Here is a 15,933-nt window from a genome sequence, read left to right on the forward strand (position 1 = left end):
TGCAACTTACCGGGCACTTACGCGAGCCGCATTGGATTGCCAGCGAAAACCCTTAGCTGCTGCCCCGTTGTTGCCAGGTTGCTGCCTTGTTGCCACGACGCAGAGGCAATGCACACGCGGCGCACTCAACCCTACGCGACCTCAAGCGGGCATGCTACTCGTTACGCGACGTTCATGTATTCGAACCCACATACGATGAGCGCAGCGCATGCGTTGCAGCGTCGAGCGCCCTGTCTGCGCCAGGCCTCGCGCCTTTACGCTGGCTCGCCCGGCCTCTTACAATGCTAACTGAACTAGCCGTCCGGATTCCAGCTTGAATCGCTACTCCCTGTTTCTCATTACCTCGATGTTGCTGGTCGGCAGCAATGTCGGAATCGGTAAATCGATCGTCGAGTTCGTCCCCGTCCCTCTGTTCGCGCTGCTGCGCTTCGTGATCGCGATGGCGGTGCTATGGCCTTTGCTGCGCGTCGCCAAGCTGCGCCGGGTCAAGCGCGACGAATGGGTCAACCTGTTTCTGCAGGCGTTATTCGGCACCTTCGGGTTTACGCTGCTGATGCTCAACGGCGTGCACCGCACCAGCGCGGTGGCGGCCGGCGTGATCACCAGCACGATCCCCGCGGTCGTCGCGCTGCTCTCGTGGCTGATCCTCAAGGAGCGTCCGAACGGACGAGCGCTAGCGTCGATCGCGCTGGCGATCGTCGGCGTGGTCGTCATCAACCTCGCGCACGTGGAGCAGAAAGCGGGCGGCGAAACGTCGTTCACCGGCAATCTGATGGTGCTCGGCGCAGTGTGCTGCGAATCGCTCTACATCATCCTGTCGCGCCGTCTCACCCAAACGCTCGCGCCCATCGACATCTGCGCGTACACGCACCTGTTCGGCCTGCTGCTGATGCTGCCGCTCGGCGCGAGTGCGCTCGCGCACTTCGACTATCGCGCGGTGCCGCTCGGCGTCTGGACCCTGGTGCTGTGGTACGGGCTGTCGGCCAGCATCTTTTCGTTCTGGCTGTGGATGAAGGGCATCCGCCATGTGCCCGGCAGTCTCGCGGGCGTGTTCAGCGCGGTGCTGCCGGTGGCGGCGGCGATCTACGGCATCACGTTTCTCGGTGAACGGCCCACGCTCGCGCATGGGTTCGCGCTCGCCTGCGTGATCGCGGGCATTGGGCTCGCAAGTCTGAAAGCGAGGCGCGTGCCGCCGGTGGCGTCCTGAGCACATCACTCACGCCGCCGACGCTCCCGCTCTGCCCCCACGCCGCCCCCCGCCTGCCCGCCGCGCCGCAGCAAACTCACCCGACGCTGTACAATAGCGCGCCTGACGCGAGCTTTTCCGGCCTCTCCCGGCTGTACACCGCGCCGTCTGCGCCCCGTTTGCGCGGCTTTGCGCAGCCGAACCGCGCGCATCGCAGCATGCCTGGGTCGCCGCGTTTAGTCCGTGTTCCGTCACCTGCGTTTCATCTGACTCTTGCCTATGTCCGCTCCGCGACCCGACTCTGCCCGTCAGCGCCGCCCGATGCGTCCGCTGCCCGCCATCATCTTCATGAGCCGCTGGCTGCAATTGCCGCTCTACCTGGGCCTGATCGTCGCGCAGGCCGTCTACGTGGTGCTGTTCCTCAAGGAAGTCTGGCACCTGGTCACGGCGTCGATGACGCTCGACGAAACCAACATCATGCTGGTCGTGCTCGGCCTGATCGACGTGGTGATGATCTCGAACCTGCTGATCATGGTGATCATCGGCGGGTATGAAACCTTCGTGTCGCGCCTGGGCGTAGAGGGTCATCCGGACGAACCGGAATGGCTCGACCACGTGAACGCCGGCGTGCTCAAAGTCAAACTGTCGATGGCGCTGATCAGCATCTCGTCGATCCACTTGCTGAAGACCTTCATCAGCCCCGACCAGAACACGACCCACACGATCATGTGGCAGGTCATCATCCACGTGGCGTTCCTGGTGTCGGCGCTGGTGATGGCGCTAGTCGACCGCCTTACCACCCATACGCATCCCAAGCATTTCGAAGAGCCCGCGACACTGCACGCCGTGGGTTCCATTAAAGGTTCCACTCCCCTGAAGGCGCACGACTGACCGCACTGCGCTGCGCGTCCGACAACAAGCGCCATTGTCCCCACTGAGCTAGCCATGACCGTCATCAAACAGGAAGACCTGATCCAGAGTATTGCTGATTCGCTGCAGTACATCAGCTATTACCATCCGCTCGATTACATCCAGGCCTTGGGCCGCGCTTACGAGCTCGAACAGAGCCCCGCCGCGAAAGATGCGATCGCGCAGATCCTCACCAACAGCCGCATGTGCGCGGAAGGCAAGCGCCCGATCTGCCAGGACACCGGCATCGTCACGGTGTTCGTGAAGGTCGGCATGGACGTGCGTTGGGATGGCGCGACGATGGGCGTCACCGAGATGATCAACGAAGGCGTGCGCCGCGGTTACCTGAACCCGGACAACGTGCTGCGCGCGTCGATCGTGAGCCCGCCGGAAGGCGCACGCAAGAACACGAAGGACAACACGCCGGCCGTGATCCACTACGAGATCGTCCCGGGCGACAAGGTCGACGTGCAGGTCGCGGCCAAGGGCGGCGGCTCGGAGAACAAGTCGAAGTTCGCGATGCTCAATCCGTCGGATTCGATCGTCGACTGGATTCTGAAGACCGTGCCGACCATGGGCGCGGGCTGGTGCCCGCCGGGCATGCTCGGCATCGGCATCGGCGGCACCGCCGAGAAAGCGATGGTGATGGCGAAGGAATCGCTGATGGACCCGATCGACATTCAGGACGTGATCGCACGCGGCCCGAAGGACTGGATCGAAGAGCTGCGCGTCGAACTGCACGAGAAGGTCAACGCGCTCGGTATCGGCGCGCAAGGTCTCGGCGGTCTGGCCACCGTGCTCGACGTGAAGATCATGGCCGCACCGACGCACGCCGCGTCCAAGCCGATCGCGATCATCCCGAACTGCGCCGCTACGCGTCACGCGCACTTCACGCTGGACGGCTCCGGCGTCGCCAGGCTCGAAGCGCCATCGCTCGACGCATGGCCGAAAGTGCAGTGGGAACCGAACACGGAAACCAGTAAGCGTGTCGACCTGAACACGCTGACACCGGAAGAAGTTGCCGGTTGGAAGCCGGGCCAGACGCTCCTGCTGTCGGGCAAGATGTTGACGGGCCGCGACGCCGCTCACAAGCGCATCGCCGACATGCTGGCAAAGGGCGAAAAGCTGCCGGTCGACTTCACCAACCGCGTGATCTACTACGTCGGCCCGGTCGATCCGGTGCGCGATGAAGCCGTCGGCCCGGCGGGCCCGACCACCGCGACGCGCATGGACAAGTTCACCGAGACGATGCTGTCCCAAACTGGTCTTATTTCGATGATCGGCAAGGCCGAGCGCGGACCGGTTGCGATCGAGGCGATCAAGAAGCACAAGGCTGCATATCTGATGGCGGTGGGCGGCGCCGCGTACCTCGTGTCGAAGGCGATTCGCAGCGCGAAGGTGCTCGCGTTCGAAGACCTCGGCATGGAAGCAATCTACGAGTTCGACGTGCAGGACATGCCCGTGACGGTCGCGGTCGACTCGACCGGCACGTCCGTGCACCAGACTGGCCCGAAGGAATGGCAAGCGAAAATCGGCAAGATTCCAGTTGCGACGGTTTAACGATTCGCAATTAGGCCTGTAGCGTGAGTCGAAAAGCCGGGGTATGTACCCGGCTTTTTTATTGCTACAGGCGGCACGGTGCGCGATACCTGAAACAATGTCGAAAGTTGCTTGTGAGTCCTTGGCTTTTTCAGGTATGGCGTTTATTGTTGTTGAAAAATCAAGGTCTCCCACACAAGGAAATGCCATGCAAGGCGATAAGAAAGTCATCGAGTATCTGAACTCGCAACTGAAAAACGAGCTGACCGCCATCAACCAGTACTTCCTGCACGCCCGGATGTACAAGCACTGGGGTCTCGATAAGCTCGGCAAGCATGAATACGACGAGTCGATCGGCGAAATGAAGCATGCCGACTGGCTGATCGAACGCATTTTCATGCTCGACGGCCTGCCGAATCTGCAAGACCTGCACAAGCTGTTGATCGGCGAGGAAACCAAAGAAATCCTCGAATGCGATTTGAAGCTCGAACAGATTTCGCAGAACACCTGCAAAGAAGCAATCGTGTATTGCGAATCCGTTCGCGATTTCATCTCCCGCGAAATCTTCGTGAAGATTCTCGACGACACGGAAGAACACATCGACTGGCTCGAAACCCAGCTCGACCTGATCGACAAGGTCGGCATCCAGAACTATCAGCAAACGGCAATGGGCGAGGTCGAATCCTGATCGCCCGGCGCTGAAACGGCCCGCACCCACACGGGCTCGTCCGGATGCACTGGCATCCGCGACGACCTGAACCGCGCGGGCGATATACTTGCGCACTTTCCCGTTTTTCCGGGTTTCCCTCGACCGGCGCGCCGCGCGTGCCTTCTTGCGCACTCTTCGCCTATGCCTGCACATTCGCCGTCCCCGACTGTCCGGACATTCACCCCGGGCGCCGCTTCGCGCGCGCCGGTCGGCATTTTTGATTCGGGTCTGGGCGGATTGTCGGTGTTAAGAGCGGTGCGTGCGCAACTGCCCGACGAAGCGATCGTGTATGTCGCCGACTCGCTTTACGCCCCGTACGGCGAGCGCGACGACGACTTCATCGCCGACCGCACGCTTGCCATCGGCGAATGGCTGGTCAAGCAAGGTGCGAAGGCGCTGGTAGTCGCCTGCAACACGGCGACCGCGCAATCCATCGCTCTGGTACGCGAAAAGCTGCCCATTCGGCTGGTGGGCGTCGAGCCGGGCATCAAACCTGCTGCGTTGCAGTCCAAAACTCGCGTGGCCGGCGTGCTCGCCACGCAGGTGACCTTGCGCAGCGCCCGCTTTCAGGCGCTACTCGAACGCTACGCGGCCGACTGCCGCTTTCTGTGCCAGCCGGGCCACGGCCTCGTGCAGGCCGTCGAGCGCTGCGATGTCGGCTCGGCCGAATTGCGCGCGCTGCTGCGGGGCTACCTGCAACCCATGCTCGACGCGGGCGCCGACACGCTGGTGCTCGGTTGCACCCATTACCCGTTTCTCGATGCGGCGATCCGCGACATCGTCGGCGACCGGCTGACGCTGATCGACACGGGCGTGGCCATTGCGCGTCAACTGGAGCGCGTGCTGGATCAGCACGGGCTGCGCGCCGCCCCGGACAGCGCGAACTCTGTTCCGCCCCGTTTTTATTCAACCGGCGACGGCACCCATCAACAACAGCTTGCGGCGACTCTGCTGCACATCGAAGCGGCCGTCGAACGGGTGCTGATTGTGTCGCCGCGCACCGCAGCCTCGGACTCCCAGGCCGCATAAAATGCGCGCGAGCGCCGTTTTGGCGCGCTAGCCGACGGGTTTTTGCGCATTTTCCAGGTTTTTGAGCTTACAACGGCCGCATGCGCCGGCGCCCGCCCATAGATGAATCCATTCTAAGAGTCTGGTTTTGTTACAAAAAATCATGCAGGACACTTGCCAAACGACCCAAACAAAATGATAATAATTCGCATTAACGTTAGCCATGACGCCTGCCATGATTGTCTGTGTCTGCAAATCTGTTTCTGACCGCACGATCCGTTCCTCTATCGCGGATGGCATCGACTCGTTCGACGAGCTTCAGTTTGAACTCGGCGTCGCGTCATGCTGCGGCAAGTGCGAAGAATCCGTGCGTGACGTCATGATGCAAAGCGGCGTATGCGCAACCCGCTGCGGCATCGTCGAGCATCACACCCAGGCCGTACCGCTGACGTTCTACGAACGCAAGGCCGCCTGAGGTCTGCTTTCACCGCGCGGCGCAAGCCGTGCCTCGGGGCGAGCGCCCCGCAGTTTCACGCTGCAACACGCGTTATCCCACTGCCGTCAGCAAGCCAGTATTCGTACCAGCCAGCTACCCGCTCAACTGTCAAAAGGAGTTTGAGATGGAATTGCTGATTGGTTTCGTGACTACTTTGTTTATTTCGCTGCTGATCTTCCGAACATGACGATGTCTTGTCTGACGCGCTGCCTCGACAGCGCGCTGCCACGCTAGCATGCAGACCTCGCCTACCGTTTCAGCCGGCACCGTGCCGGCTTCGCCCGCTCGTACGAATTCCCGCGTGATGACCGCGACCGCCGCAGTGGCGGTGCTTCACGTTGCCGCGATCATGACGCTGCGTCATGAACCCGTGCAGGCCACGCTCGAATCGCACGTGATGACCGCGCAGTTGCTGCCGCCGGCGCCGCTTGCCGCGCCCGTCGCGATGCAATCCATCGCGCCGCCGCCGCCCAAGCCGACGCCGCCGGTTCATACGAAGCCCAAAATCCAGCCGAAGCCGACCCCGACGCCCAAGCCGACGCCTACGCCGTTGCCGCAGGCAGCCGCGCCGTCGCCGACGCCGGTCGCGGCTCCTGATCCGACGCCGCCCGCTCCCGCCGCACCGGCGGCGCCGCCCGCTGCGGCCGCCCCCGCGATCGGTCGCGAGACGCTGGAAATCAGCGCGCCGAAAAACGTTTCGCACATCGAGTGCAACATCGCCAAACCCGACTATCCGTCGCTGTCGAGGCGACGCGGCGAAACCGGCACCGCCTACGTGAAGTTCGTGGTCGGCCTGAGCGGCAAGCTCGAGAGCATCGAGCTGAAAAAAAGCAGCGGCTTCAGCCGTCTTGACGACGCCGCGCTCGCCGCGGTGCGCGCAAGCGCCTGCAAGCCCTATCTCGAGAACGGCCAGCCGGTTCGGGCCGCGTACGCTCAGCCTTTCGACTTCAATCTGACCGATTGAAGCAGATTTCAAATAAAAAGGAATTGCAATGCAAAACTACGGATTGGCGCACGTGTGGGCGCAAGGGGATTTCGTGACGCGCGGGATCGCGCTCGCGTTATTGATCATGTCGGTGATGTCGTGGAGCGTGATCGTCATCAAAAGCTGGAACGTGATGCGCCTGAAGCGTCTCACGAAGAATGCCGAGCAGGCGTTCTGGCATTCGGACGATCTCGCCGACGGCGTGCAGAAACTCGGCGCAGGCTCGTCGACGCCGCAGGACAATCCGTTCCTCGCGCTCGCGCTGTCGGGCCAGGAAGCGGCCGATCACCATCACCAGACGCAACCGCATCTGCATGACCGCATGGACGTGTCGGACTGGGTCACGCGTTGTCTGAAAGACACCATGGATGAAAGCGTCGCGCGCATGCAGAGCGGCCTTGCGATCCTCGCGTCGATCGGCAGCACGGCGCCGTTCGTCGGTCTGTTCGGCACCGTGTGGGGCATCTATCACGCGCTGCTGGCGATCGGCGCGAGCGGCCAGTCGTCGATCGACCAGGTCGCCGGCCCGGTCGGCGAAGCGTTGATCATGACCGCGTTCGGTCTGTTCGTCGCGATCCCCGCGGTGCTGGGCTACAACGCACTGACGCGCGCCAACAAGTCGGTGGTCGCCAAGCTGAGCCGCTTTGCGCATGGCTTGCACGCATTCTTCGTGACGGGCGCCCGCCTGTCGTCGTCCAAGCGCGGCGACGGCCTGCGTCTCGCGACCCGCGCGAACTGATCGACGAGGCACTCCGATGGCAATGAGCCCCTTCGCCGGCGACGATGACGACGGCCTGATGAACGAAATCAACATGACGCCGCTCGTCGACGTGATGTTGGTTCTCCTGATCGTCTTCATGGTGACGATTCCGGTGATTCGTCACGCGGTCAAAATCGATCTGCCGCATGCAAGCAGTCAGAAGGAAGACACCAAGCCCGCACAGGTTACAGTCTCGATCGACGCCGACGGCAACGTGTTGTGGGATGACAAGAAAGTCGACGAGGCAGCGTTGAGCGCGAAGATTGCAGAGGCCGCGCAAGCGAACCCGCAGCCGGAACTGCATCTCGATGCGGACCGCAAGGTGCCGTACGAGAAAGTCGCGCAAGTGATGTCGGCGGCGCAGGCCGGCGGCCTCACGAAGATCGGTTTCGTCACGCAGCCCAAGACGAAATAACGCGGCAGGCAAAAGCGCGACGGATTAAGCAGCGCCTGCCGAAAAGCGCACAAAATCCCTTGAAACAAGGGCCAAAAAAAGTAAAAGGCCTTCATCGTCAGATGAAGGCCTTTTTTTGTGCGCACTCGGCGCCTTCGGGCGGCGGGATCATTTGCCATCGTTCGACGATTGATTGCTCGTGTCTCCGCATGCGACAGCCGTGATCGACACGGACAGCGCGGTCAGCCCTATCAGGCCCGCTATGATAGCGGCCATGAGTTTCCGCATAAGAGACTCCTTAGCGAAGGGATTTCACTATAAGCCCGCGAGGGCGCGCATTCAAGCAAACAGCCATTGAAAGTACTCATGACAAGCCGTGCTTAAATGCTAAAAGCGATGCCGCAGCGCATGAGCCCTGCTATGGCGCAACCGCGAGCGACGCTTGCGCCGTGGCCTTGTCCTCGCTCCCGGGACACTCGCCTATGATGTGCTTGCCGTCGTCCGGATCGAGCATCTCGACCAGATAGTCGACGAACGCGCGCACGGCCGGCACCATTCCCTGGCGCGATACGAAGACCGCGTACAGTTGCGGCGTCGGCAAGGTCCACCCCGGCATCACCGGCGACAATTGTCCCGCGCGCAGCGCGGCGCCATACATCATTTCCGGCAACGCGGCGATGCCGACGCCGGCAAGCACCGCCTCGCGAATCGTCATCAGATCGGCCGTAACGAGCCGCGGCTCGTGCTCGTGCGAGTGACGTGTGCCATCGGGCGAAATCAGGTTAAAGACATGGCGGCCGTCGCCGGTCGGCACGTCGAGCGTTTCGAAGCGGCTCAGATCGGCCGGCAGTAGCGGCGGTGCATTCTGCTGCAACAGGCTCGGCGCCCCCACCAGCATCTGCTGCGTGCGCCACAGCGGCCGCACGACGATGTTGGCATTTTCCGGCGGATCGGAGCGCACGCGCAGCGCGACGTCGATCGAATCCTCGAACAGATCGACCACGCGATTCGTTACCCGCATCACCACCCGCACCTCGGGATAGCGATGCATGAATTCCGGCAGGATCGTCGACAGAATGGTCTGTGAGATCGTGACCGGCACGCTGACGCGCACCGTGCCGCGCGGCGACGAACGCAGTTGCTGCACCACGTTGACCGCCGCCTGCGCCTCGCCGAGCATCGCCTGGCAATGCTGGTAGAACAGCTGACCGGCTTCGGTCAGCGCGAGCTTGCGCGTGGAACGCTGCAGCAGACGCACGCCCAGCGACGCCTCCAGTTCGGTCAGGCGGCGCGACAGCCGTGACTTGGAGATGCCCAGCACCCGTTCGGCGGCGGAAAACCCGCCATGTTCGACCACCTGTGAGAAATACATCAGGTCATTCAGGTTGTGTGAATCGATCTTCATCCCATCGTTCCAGTAATAGAACAATCCATTGCGTGGCGGCGGCTGGCACCTCGAAAAACGGTCCCTATAATAGCTCCATGTTTCAAAAATGACGCTATTCCCCATTTTCCAAGGTGATATTGATGAGCACGACACGCACGATCGAACGCACGTTCCCCGCGGTTCGCACGACCGAAGGCGGCGGCTTTATCGTCAACCGCCCGTTCCCCACCCGCTTGCTGATGGACTTCGATCCGTTCCTGCTGCTCGACGAAATGGGCCCGATCGACTACGCGCCGGGCGAGGCCAAAGGCGCGCCCGATCATCCGCATCGCGGCTTCGAGACGGTCACCTACGTGCTGGAGGGCCAGTTTGGCCACAAGGATTCGGCGGGCCATTCCGGCACGTTGCATGCCGGCGACGTGCAATGGATGACCGCGGGCGCGGGCGTCGTGCACAGCGAAATGCCGGACCCGTCGTTCGTGCGCAGCGGGGGGCGCGTGCACGGCCTGCAGTTGTGGGTGAATCTGCCGCGTCGCGACAAGATGATCGCGCCGCGCTACCAGGAAATGCCGTCATCGGGCATTCCGGTGGCGACGTCCGAGGACGGTAAGGTGCGCGTCAAGGTGATCGCCGGCGAAGCGCTCGGCGTTAAGGCCGCGATCGAAACGCGCACGCCGATCCTGTACCAGCATTTCTCGCTGCAACCCGGCGCGACGATCCGTCAACCGGTGCCGGCCGACTATCGCGTGTTCGCCTACAGTCTGTCCGGTAAAGGCTTTTATGGCGAAGGCGAAGCGCGCCAGGAAATCGACGCGCAGAAGATGGTCGTATTCCAGAACGATGGCGACGCGGTCACCCTTGCCGCCGGCGAAGAGCCGCTCGAGGTGCTGTTGCTGGGCGGCGTACCGTTGAAGGAGCCCGTGGTGCGCTATGGCCCGTTCGTGATGAACACCGAAGACGAGATCCGACAGGCGGTCATCGACTATCAGGCTGGGCGCATGGGCGCAATCACGCACTAAGCGGCTGGCGCGGCGCGCGGCGCGGTTTGGGGATTGCCCACATAGCCCAACCGCCGCGGCTCGCACCTCGAGCGGCGCGCACAGGCTGCCCACGCCCCGCTCGCGCCGCTTTCACGCTGGACCCGCATCCGCCCGAGGCGCGAAGGCGGATAATTTCGTTCACAATAGCGGCTCATGCCGCGCCACACCGTTTCACCACGATGAACCGTGACGCGCGGCGTTTTTCCGTCCTGTTCAGGAGCGCGCATGGCAGAACCCACCGTCACCGCCCACATCGGTTCGACTAATTTCCAGGTCCTTTTCGACGACGGCAAGCACACTTGGCTGGCCGACGAACCCGAATCGCTCGGCGGCGGCGATCGCGGCCCGACGCCCGTTTCGCTATTGCTTTCGAGTCTCGGCGCCTGTACGTCGATCACGCTGAAGATGTACGCTCAGCGCAAAAGCTGGCCTTTGACGGACGTGCACGTGACGCTCGCGCTCGAAACCGGCGACGCAGGTTCGACCATCGATCGCAAGATCGTGCTCGAAGGCGATCTGTCCGACGAGCAGCGGGAACGGCTCTTGCAAATTGCCAATGCATGCCCGGTCCACAAGATCCTCACGCATTCGATTACGATTCGAACCGGCCTCTCCGTCGCGTAATGCGGCAACCGCTTGAAGCGCGCGCCCGAATCGACCGGGCCGTATGTATTGCAACGCTTTCATAGGAAGCTGGCGTCTTGAATTTCGAACACCTTATCCAGATCAACGACCCGTTGAATCCCTTTGTCGACTCGATGACCCGCGAGCAGTTGTGGGAGGGGCTCGTGCTGCGCGCGGAACAGCCGCAACTGTTCGTGATGGGGCTCGACAGCTGCACGATTCTTTCGCGCGAAGGCCATGTCCTCGAACGGGAGCTGCACTACGGCCAGGCCACCGTGCGCGATCGCGTCACGCTGCAGGAAAGCCAGAGCGTGCGCTACGACATCCTGCCAACCGCGGACTACGTTGGCGGCTCGCTGACGATGACCATCGAGCAGCCCGACGAGTTGCAGCTGTTCCTGCGCTTCGAGTATGCGACCACGCTGCCTGTCTCCAACGATCAGGACGCCGTGCAGACGCAGGAAATCGTCAAGTCGGCGTATCGGGAGAACGATATCGATACAGTGCGGTTGATCCGCCAATTCGTGCAGACGAAGCAGGAGCCCGGTTCGCTGCATTGAATCCCGCGCGGGCGCTGCCCGCGCCGCCGGGTTGACGTTGCTGAGCCGCCGGTCGAGGCGGCCAGGCAAGCCGCTGTCGTTCTGTCCGGCTCTCCAGTTGCAAGACCTCTCGCCTATCAGAACTCGAATTCGATGAATTTCTCTTCCTTGTAAATGGTAATAGTTATCATTTAGAATCAACCCATCGAATCGACCAACAGCTAAAACGAATGACCGATCTCACCCGCCCTTCCACACTCAGCCTGCGCCGCCCGGCGGCCGCGCTGACCAGCCGTCCGAAGTCATCGTCGACGGCGAGCGCCAGCACAAAGCCAGCCGCGGAGAGCGCCAACGGTTCGGGCGAGACGTCGGAGCGGGTCGTGCGCAGCGACGCATTGCTGCAAGGACATAGCCACGTCAGCATCGTGCATAACGGCGAAACCTACCAGTTGCGGGCAACGCGCTTAGGAAAGCTGATCCTGACGAAGTAAGAACGAATAGCAGTCAGTACCGGGTATTGTGGGGACCACCTCCTCGAGAGGTGTTGGGCATTAGCCAGCCACGACGGCTTGCACGTGAGAACTAGACCCCTTCGTGCAGACACCAAGCCAGCCGTCGCAGCCAGCCAGGCCGCTTTTTTTCGGTTTTCACCCGATGCGGATGCACGAAACGTCGTGTATCGCTGATGCAGAAAACGAAAAAGCCGTGGGATGTCGATACATCATCACGGCTTTTTGTTTGTGCGGCGCAAATGTGTTTCAACAACCGGGCACGCCGGAAAAACGCGTTCAGACTTACTTCGAAGCCCAGCCCCAGAACATCAGCCACCACGCACTATCGACCACGGCCAGCGCCGCGACGAACCACACCATCGTGAGGCCGCGCTGAACGAAGCGCTCGCTGTAGCGGCGCGTGATGAGCCATGCAAGCCATGCGCTCCACAGGTTCGCAATCACCAGAATCGTGATGCGCAGATCCGACGCCCACCACAACGGCACATGTTCAGCACGCAACAGCGACAGCGTGGTGGCCGACAACCCCAGGAACACACCCGCGCCCGCGATCGGAATCAGCCCCTGCGTCAGATGATGCATCCGCACCGCGCTGAAGCGTCCCAGCATACGGGTCGCGCCCATCAGCAACAGCAGCAGCGTGGTGCCGTACACCAGCGCCGTCGCGAGGATGTAGCCAATCACCATGGTGCCGTCGAGCCACGAAAACACGTCGTTCTGCTCGGGGTAATGCGTGAACAGGTACCAGGGTGCGTTGGTGTCGAGCGGCCAGGTGATGTCGTGGTCGACCAGCCACGTGGCGAAGAACATCTTCAGGTCGACGAACCAGCGCGAAGCGGTCCAGTGGAATGCGCCGATCGCGATGCCGAGCAGGCCGTACAGGATCAACGCCGTATCCCACGCGTTCGCCTTCTTGTCGCCGAGCTGCACCACTTCCGACGACGGCGTGCGCCACGTCAACGCGATCGCATCGCGGTGCCCGCTGCAACGGCCGCACATATGGCAGTCCGCCGCGCCCTTCATATTGCGCAGCGGCACGAGCGGCGCGCAATTGATCGGAATCACACGATGTCCATGCTCGCCGTTCTTATACGAACGGCGCCATGCGTCTTCATCGACTTTGTAGTGGAACGGAGCGAGGCGCGCCAGAAGCGAAAAAACCCCGTTGACGGGGCACAGGTACTTGCACCAGACGCGCTTCTCCCGTCCGTATAGCAAGCCGATGATGATGGCCGCGAAGGTCGATCCGCCGAGCACCAGCAGCACGGCTTTCGGATACTGATAGACGCTCACCATCTGGCCATAGATGGTGGTGATGCCGAACGCGACGAATGGCCAGCCGCCCCAGCGCATCCAGCGCGGAATGGCCCAGCCGCGGCCGAACTTGCTGGCGAATTCGGCGAGCGCGCCTTCGGGACACAGCACGCCGCACCAGACGCGGCCGAGCATCACCATCGACAGCAACACGAACGGCCACCAGATGCCCCAGAACACGAACTGCGCGGCGAGCGTCAGGTTGCTCCATAGATGCGCGGTATCGTCCGGCAGCGGCATCACCGCCGGCACGATGATCAGAAACGCGTACACCGCCACCACGACCCACTGGATGCCGCGGATCACGGCGCCATGACGCTGCATCCACTGTCCGGCCGCCGCGAGGCGTCCCGGGCGGGTCATCACGGTGCTCATGCTGCGCGCCCGGCCGCTTGCTGCGCGGGCTTGCGATTCGCGCGGCGCACCAGCAGATAGACGGCTGCCCAGTACACCGCGTAGGCGATCAGGTTCATCAGCGCAGGATGTGCGCGATAGCCGGTGAGCGTCGCGACCAGCGAGCCGAAGGTGCTCGAGTCATCGAGGAGCGCCGACGAATTCCACATCTGGTCGACGAAAGTGGGCAGGATCTCCTTGTCGATCAGCTTGTCAACGCCGGTCTGGAACAGGCCCGCGCCGAGGAACAACAGCATGATTTCGGTGACGCGGAAAAAAAGCCGCCACGAGAAGATCTTGCCGCCCAGTTGCAGCAGGTAGAAGGTCAGGAACGCGAGAGCGAGGCCGATCACGACCGCGAGCATCTGGCTGCCGTCCACGTGGCCCGACTGGCCAAAGCCGAGGCCATACAGGAAGATCACCGTTTCGCTGCCTTCACGCGCAATCGCGAGAGCCACCAGCAACGCGACGCCCCACCAGTTCGAGTCGCGCTGGCTCTTTGCCAGCGACTGTTCCATGTCGCGCTTCAGGGACCGGCCGTGCTGCTTCATCCACAGCACCATCTGCACGATCAGCACACAGGCGATCAGCACCATCGCGGTCTGGAAATAGTCCTGCGCGTCACCGGAGAGCACTTCGGTGAAACCGACCAGCGCCGCGCCGAGCGCCACCGCCGCGATCACACCGGCCGCGACGCCGCCCCACAGGTACGGCAAGCCACGGCGCGCATCGTCGTCGCCATTTTTCAACCACGCGTACAGAATGCCGACGACCAGCAATGCCTCGACACTTTCCCGCCACACGATGAACAGAATCTGACCCATTCAAGCTCTCCCTTCGATACGTCCACTGCCTGACTGCCTGAGCGAATGCGGCGCTCGCTGAAAGCGCGCGCCCGCGTCTCAAGCCATTACTTCGCGACGATCACGCCCTGCGCCTGCTGATGGAAATCGTCGAAAAACTTGTATTCGCCCGGCTCCAGCGGAGCAATCACGACGAACGAATCCGCGCCCGGCGCCAGCACCTTCTCTTTACGCAACTGGACACTCTCGAATTCGGCCGCGCCTTTGCCGGTGTTGCGCACTTCGATCTTGATCCGCTGCCCCGCCGGCACTTCGATGCGCGCCGGGATCAGCTTGCCGTCGTTCATTTCCAGCTTGAAGGTCGGCAGGTCGGCTGCGTGGGCCGCGCCCGCGAACAACGCCGTGGCGGCAAGCATCGCGATCTTTCGGTTAATTCTCATTAGCCTTTCCGGAAAACGCGGCGCGCCGACCTCGATCGTCCGCGCGCCGCCTGCTGCATACATTCGTTCGCCCATTCGGCGCGGTGCGGCCACGCGTTCGTTCAGGCGTGGCTGCGCCGCGTGAGCGGCGGCAATCGGCCGATCAGTAGCCGCCCTTCTTGCCGATACCGGCGTAGGTGAAGTCGTATTCGATCGTGAATGGCTTGAACCACGGACCCACGCCGGTTTCCTTGTCGACGTGGCGGCCGAAAGCCATATGGCCCGTCTGCATCGGCGGTTCGACGATCAGTTTCAGGTGATATTTGCCCGGGCCTTGCAGCTTGACGTTGTCGCCGTAGTGCGGACCATCGTTGGCGACCATTGCCATCAGGTCGCCCTTCTGCGGCTGGTTCGAGCCGGCTTTCGTCAGCTCGTAATGCACTTGCAGATACGGCATCCAGTCGCCTTCGGCGAAACCGGTCGGGTTGTTCTTGACCGCGTGGATGTCGGCTTCGAGGTGGACGTCCGAATCCGACGCCTTACGCATCATGCCTTCCGGTTCCATCGTGATCGGTTGCAGGTAGACCGCGCCGATTTCCATGCCGCTCTGAATGTGCTGCTTGCCGATCGGGTATTCCGCAGCCGTTGCCGAAAGAGCCGCCACGGCGGCCACCGCTGCGGCGCCGCCACGCACAAATGAAGAAATCCGCATTGAAACTCCTTGTTTTTATCAGACTTGAATCGAATCCATTGGAACGGTGCGCGGCACATGCCGAGGCGGCCGCCCCGCCGCCTGCTGCAAGGCGATCGACCGGGCGTGAATTGCCTACAAGAACCTTAAATGCGAACCATTCTCAATATTGGGCGGAGTTTATCATTGATCGCCAGGGGAAACAAATCCGCACGCACGCAAAGC

Annotated in this window: 18 protein-coding genes; 13 read left to right on the forward strand and 5 right to left on the reverse strand. The window is 62.3% G+C overall.

Annotation, left to right across the window (positions count from 1 at the left end; all coding sequences use genetic code 11):
• Positions 1–313 precede the first annotated feature (313 nt).
• The 9 genes from P0D89_RS30265 to P0D89_RS30305 all read left to right on the forward strand — a co-directional run bounded on the left by P0D89_RS30265 (position 314) and on the right by P0D89_RS30305 (position 8,007).
• Positions 314–1,207: a DMT family transporter gene (locus tag P0D89_RS30265; protein WP_408363315.1), complete on the forward strand. Its 894-nt coding sequence runs from the start codon at positions 314–316 to the stop codon at positions 1,205–1,207.
• A gap of 300 nt (positions 1,208–1,507) precedes the next feature.
• A complete protein-coding gene (locus P0D89_RS30270) occupies positions 1,508–2,077 on the forward strand; it encodes a TIGR00645 family protein (protein ID WP_408363313.1) in 570 nt (189 codons plus the stop codon).
• A 54-nt stretch (positions 2,078–2,131) separates the two neighbouring features.
• Complete coding sequence (locus P0D89_RS30275) at positions 2,132–3,655, forward strand: fumarate hydratase (protein ID WP_408363311.1); 1,524 nt, start codon at positions 2,132–2,134, stop codon at positions 3,653–3,655.
• 187 nt (positions 3,656–3,842) lie between these two features.
• The gene (gene bfr / locus P0D89_RS30280) at positions 3,843–4,322 is read left to right on the forward strand and encodes a bacterioferritin (protein ID WP_149672699.1); all 480 of its coding nucleotides are present in this window, start codon (positions 3,843–3,845) and stop codon (positions 4,320–4,322) included.
• 162 nt (positions 4,323–4,484) lie between these two features.
• Positions 4,485–5,372, forward strand: a complete 888-nt coding sequence (gene murI, locus P0D89_RS30285; RefSeq protein ID WP_408363308.1) for a glutamate racemase — start codon at positions 4,485–4,487, stop codon at positions 5,370–5,372.
• A gap of 214 nt (positions 5,373–5,586) precedes the next feature.
• Positions 5,587–5,826, forward strand: coding sequence for a (2Fe-2S)-binding protein (locus P0D89_RS30290; RefSeq protein ID WP_408363306.1), 240 nt, complete (start codon positions 5,587–5,589; stop codon positions 5,824–5,826).
• A gap of 256 nt (positions 5,827–6,082) precedes the next feature.
• Positions 6,083–6,811, forward strand: a complete 729-nt coding sequence (locus P0D89_RS30295; RefSeq protein WP_408363304.1) for an energy transducer TonB — start codon at positions 6,083–6,085, stop codon at positions 6,809–6,811.
• A 28-nt stretch (positions 6,812–6,839) separates the two neighbouring features.
• Entirely contained in the window at positions 6,840–7,571 is a 732-nt protein-coding gene (locus P0D89_RS30300; protein ID WP_408363302.1) for a MotA/TolQ/ExbB proton channel family protein, read from the forward strand.
• Positions 7,572–7,587: 16 nt separating this feature from the next.
• The gene (locus P0D89_RS30305; protein ID WP_408363300.1) at positions 7,588–8,007 is read left to right on the forward strand and encodes an ExbD/TolR family protein; all 420 of its coding nucleotides are present in this window, start codon (positions 7,588–7,590) and stop codon (positions 8,005–8,007) included.
• A gap of 397 nt (positions 8,008–8,404) precedes the next feature.
• Here P0D89_RS30305 and P0D89_RS30310 read toward each other — a convergent pair whose 3' ends face one another.
• Positions 8,405–9,391, reverse strand: a complete 987-nt coding sequence (locus tag P0D89_RS30310; protein ID WP_408363298.1) for a LysR family transcriptional regulator — start codon at positions 9,389–9,391, stop codon at positions 8,405–8,407.
• 122 nt (positions 9,392–9,513) lie between these two features.
• On the opposite strand from P0D89_RS30310, the gene P0D89_RS30315 reads away from it, so the two are divergent.
• The 4 genes from P0D89_RS30315 (at position 9,514) to P0D89_RS30330 (ending at position 12,067) form a co-directional block, all read left to right on the forward strand.
• Complete coding sequence (locus P0D89_RS30315; protein WP_408363296.1) at positions 9,514–10,392, forward strand: pirin family protein; 879 nt, start codon at positions 9,514–9,516, stop codon at positions 10,390–10,392.
• Positions 10,393–10,638: 246 nt separating this feature from the next.
• Positions 10,639–11,037 (forward strand): OsmC family protein, encoded by a 399-nt coding sequence (locus tag P0D89_RS30320; protein WP_408363294.1) that lies wholly within the window; start codon positions 10,639–10,641, stop codon positions 11,035–11,037.
• Between the two features lie 77 nt (positions 11,038–11,114).
• A complete protein-coding gene (locus tag P0D89_RS30325; protein ID WP_408363292.1) occupies positions 11,115–11,597 on the forward strand; it encodes an SRPBCC family protein in 483 nt (160 codons plus the stop codon).
• A gap of 209 nt (positions 11,598–11,806) precedes the next feature.
• Positions 11,807–12,067 carry a hemin uptake protein HemP gene (locus P0D89_RS30330; RefSeq protein ID WP_408363290.1) on the forward strand — a complete coding sequence of 87 codons (261 nt, stop codon included), beginning with the start codon at positions 11,807–11,809 and terminating at the stop codon, positions 12,065–12,067.
• A 303-nt stretch (positions 12,068–12,370) separates the two neighbouring features.
• Here P0D89_RS30330 and P0D89_RS30335 read toward each other — a convergent pair whose 3' ends face one another.
• From P0D89_RS30335 to P0D89_RS30350, 4 genes are all read right to left on the reverse strand, one after another.
• On the reverse strand, positions 12,371–13,777 hold the full coding sequence (locus P0D89_RS30335; RefSeq protein WP_408363288.1) for a 4Fe-4S binding protein: 1,407 nt from the start codon (positions 13,775–13,777) through the stop codon (positions 12,371–12,373).
• Positions 13,774–14,619 carry an FTR1 family iron permease gene (locus P0D89_RS30340; protein ID WP_408363286.1) on the reverse strand — a complete coding sequence of 282 codons (846 nt, stop codon included), beginning with the start codon at positions 14,617–14,619 and terminating at the stop codon, positions 13,774–13,776. Before P0D89_RS30340 ends, P0D89_RS30335 begins: the two co-directional genes overlap by 4 nt.
• Before the next feature lie 86 nt (positions 14,620–14,705).
• Entirely contained in the window at positions 14,706–15,038 is a 333-nt protein-coding gene (locus P0D89_RS30345) for a cupredoxin domain-containing protein (protein ID WP_408363284.1), read from the reverse strand.
• A gap of 142 nt (positions 15,039–15,180) precedes the next feature.
• Positions 15,181–15,729 carry an iron transporter gene (locus tag P0D89_RS30350; protein ID WP_408363282.1) on the reverse strand — a complete coding sequence of 183 codons (549 nt, stop codon included), beginning with the start codon at positions 15,727–15,729 and terminating at the stop codon, positions 15,181–15,183.
• Between the last annotated feature and the right edge of the window lie 204 nt (positions 15,730–15,933).

This window comes from Paraburkholderia sp. RL18-085-BIA-A (genome assembly GCF_046027075.1).
GTDB lineage: Bacteria > Pseudomonadota > Gammaproteobacteria > Burkholderiales > Burkholderiaceae > Paraburkholderia.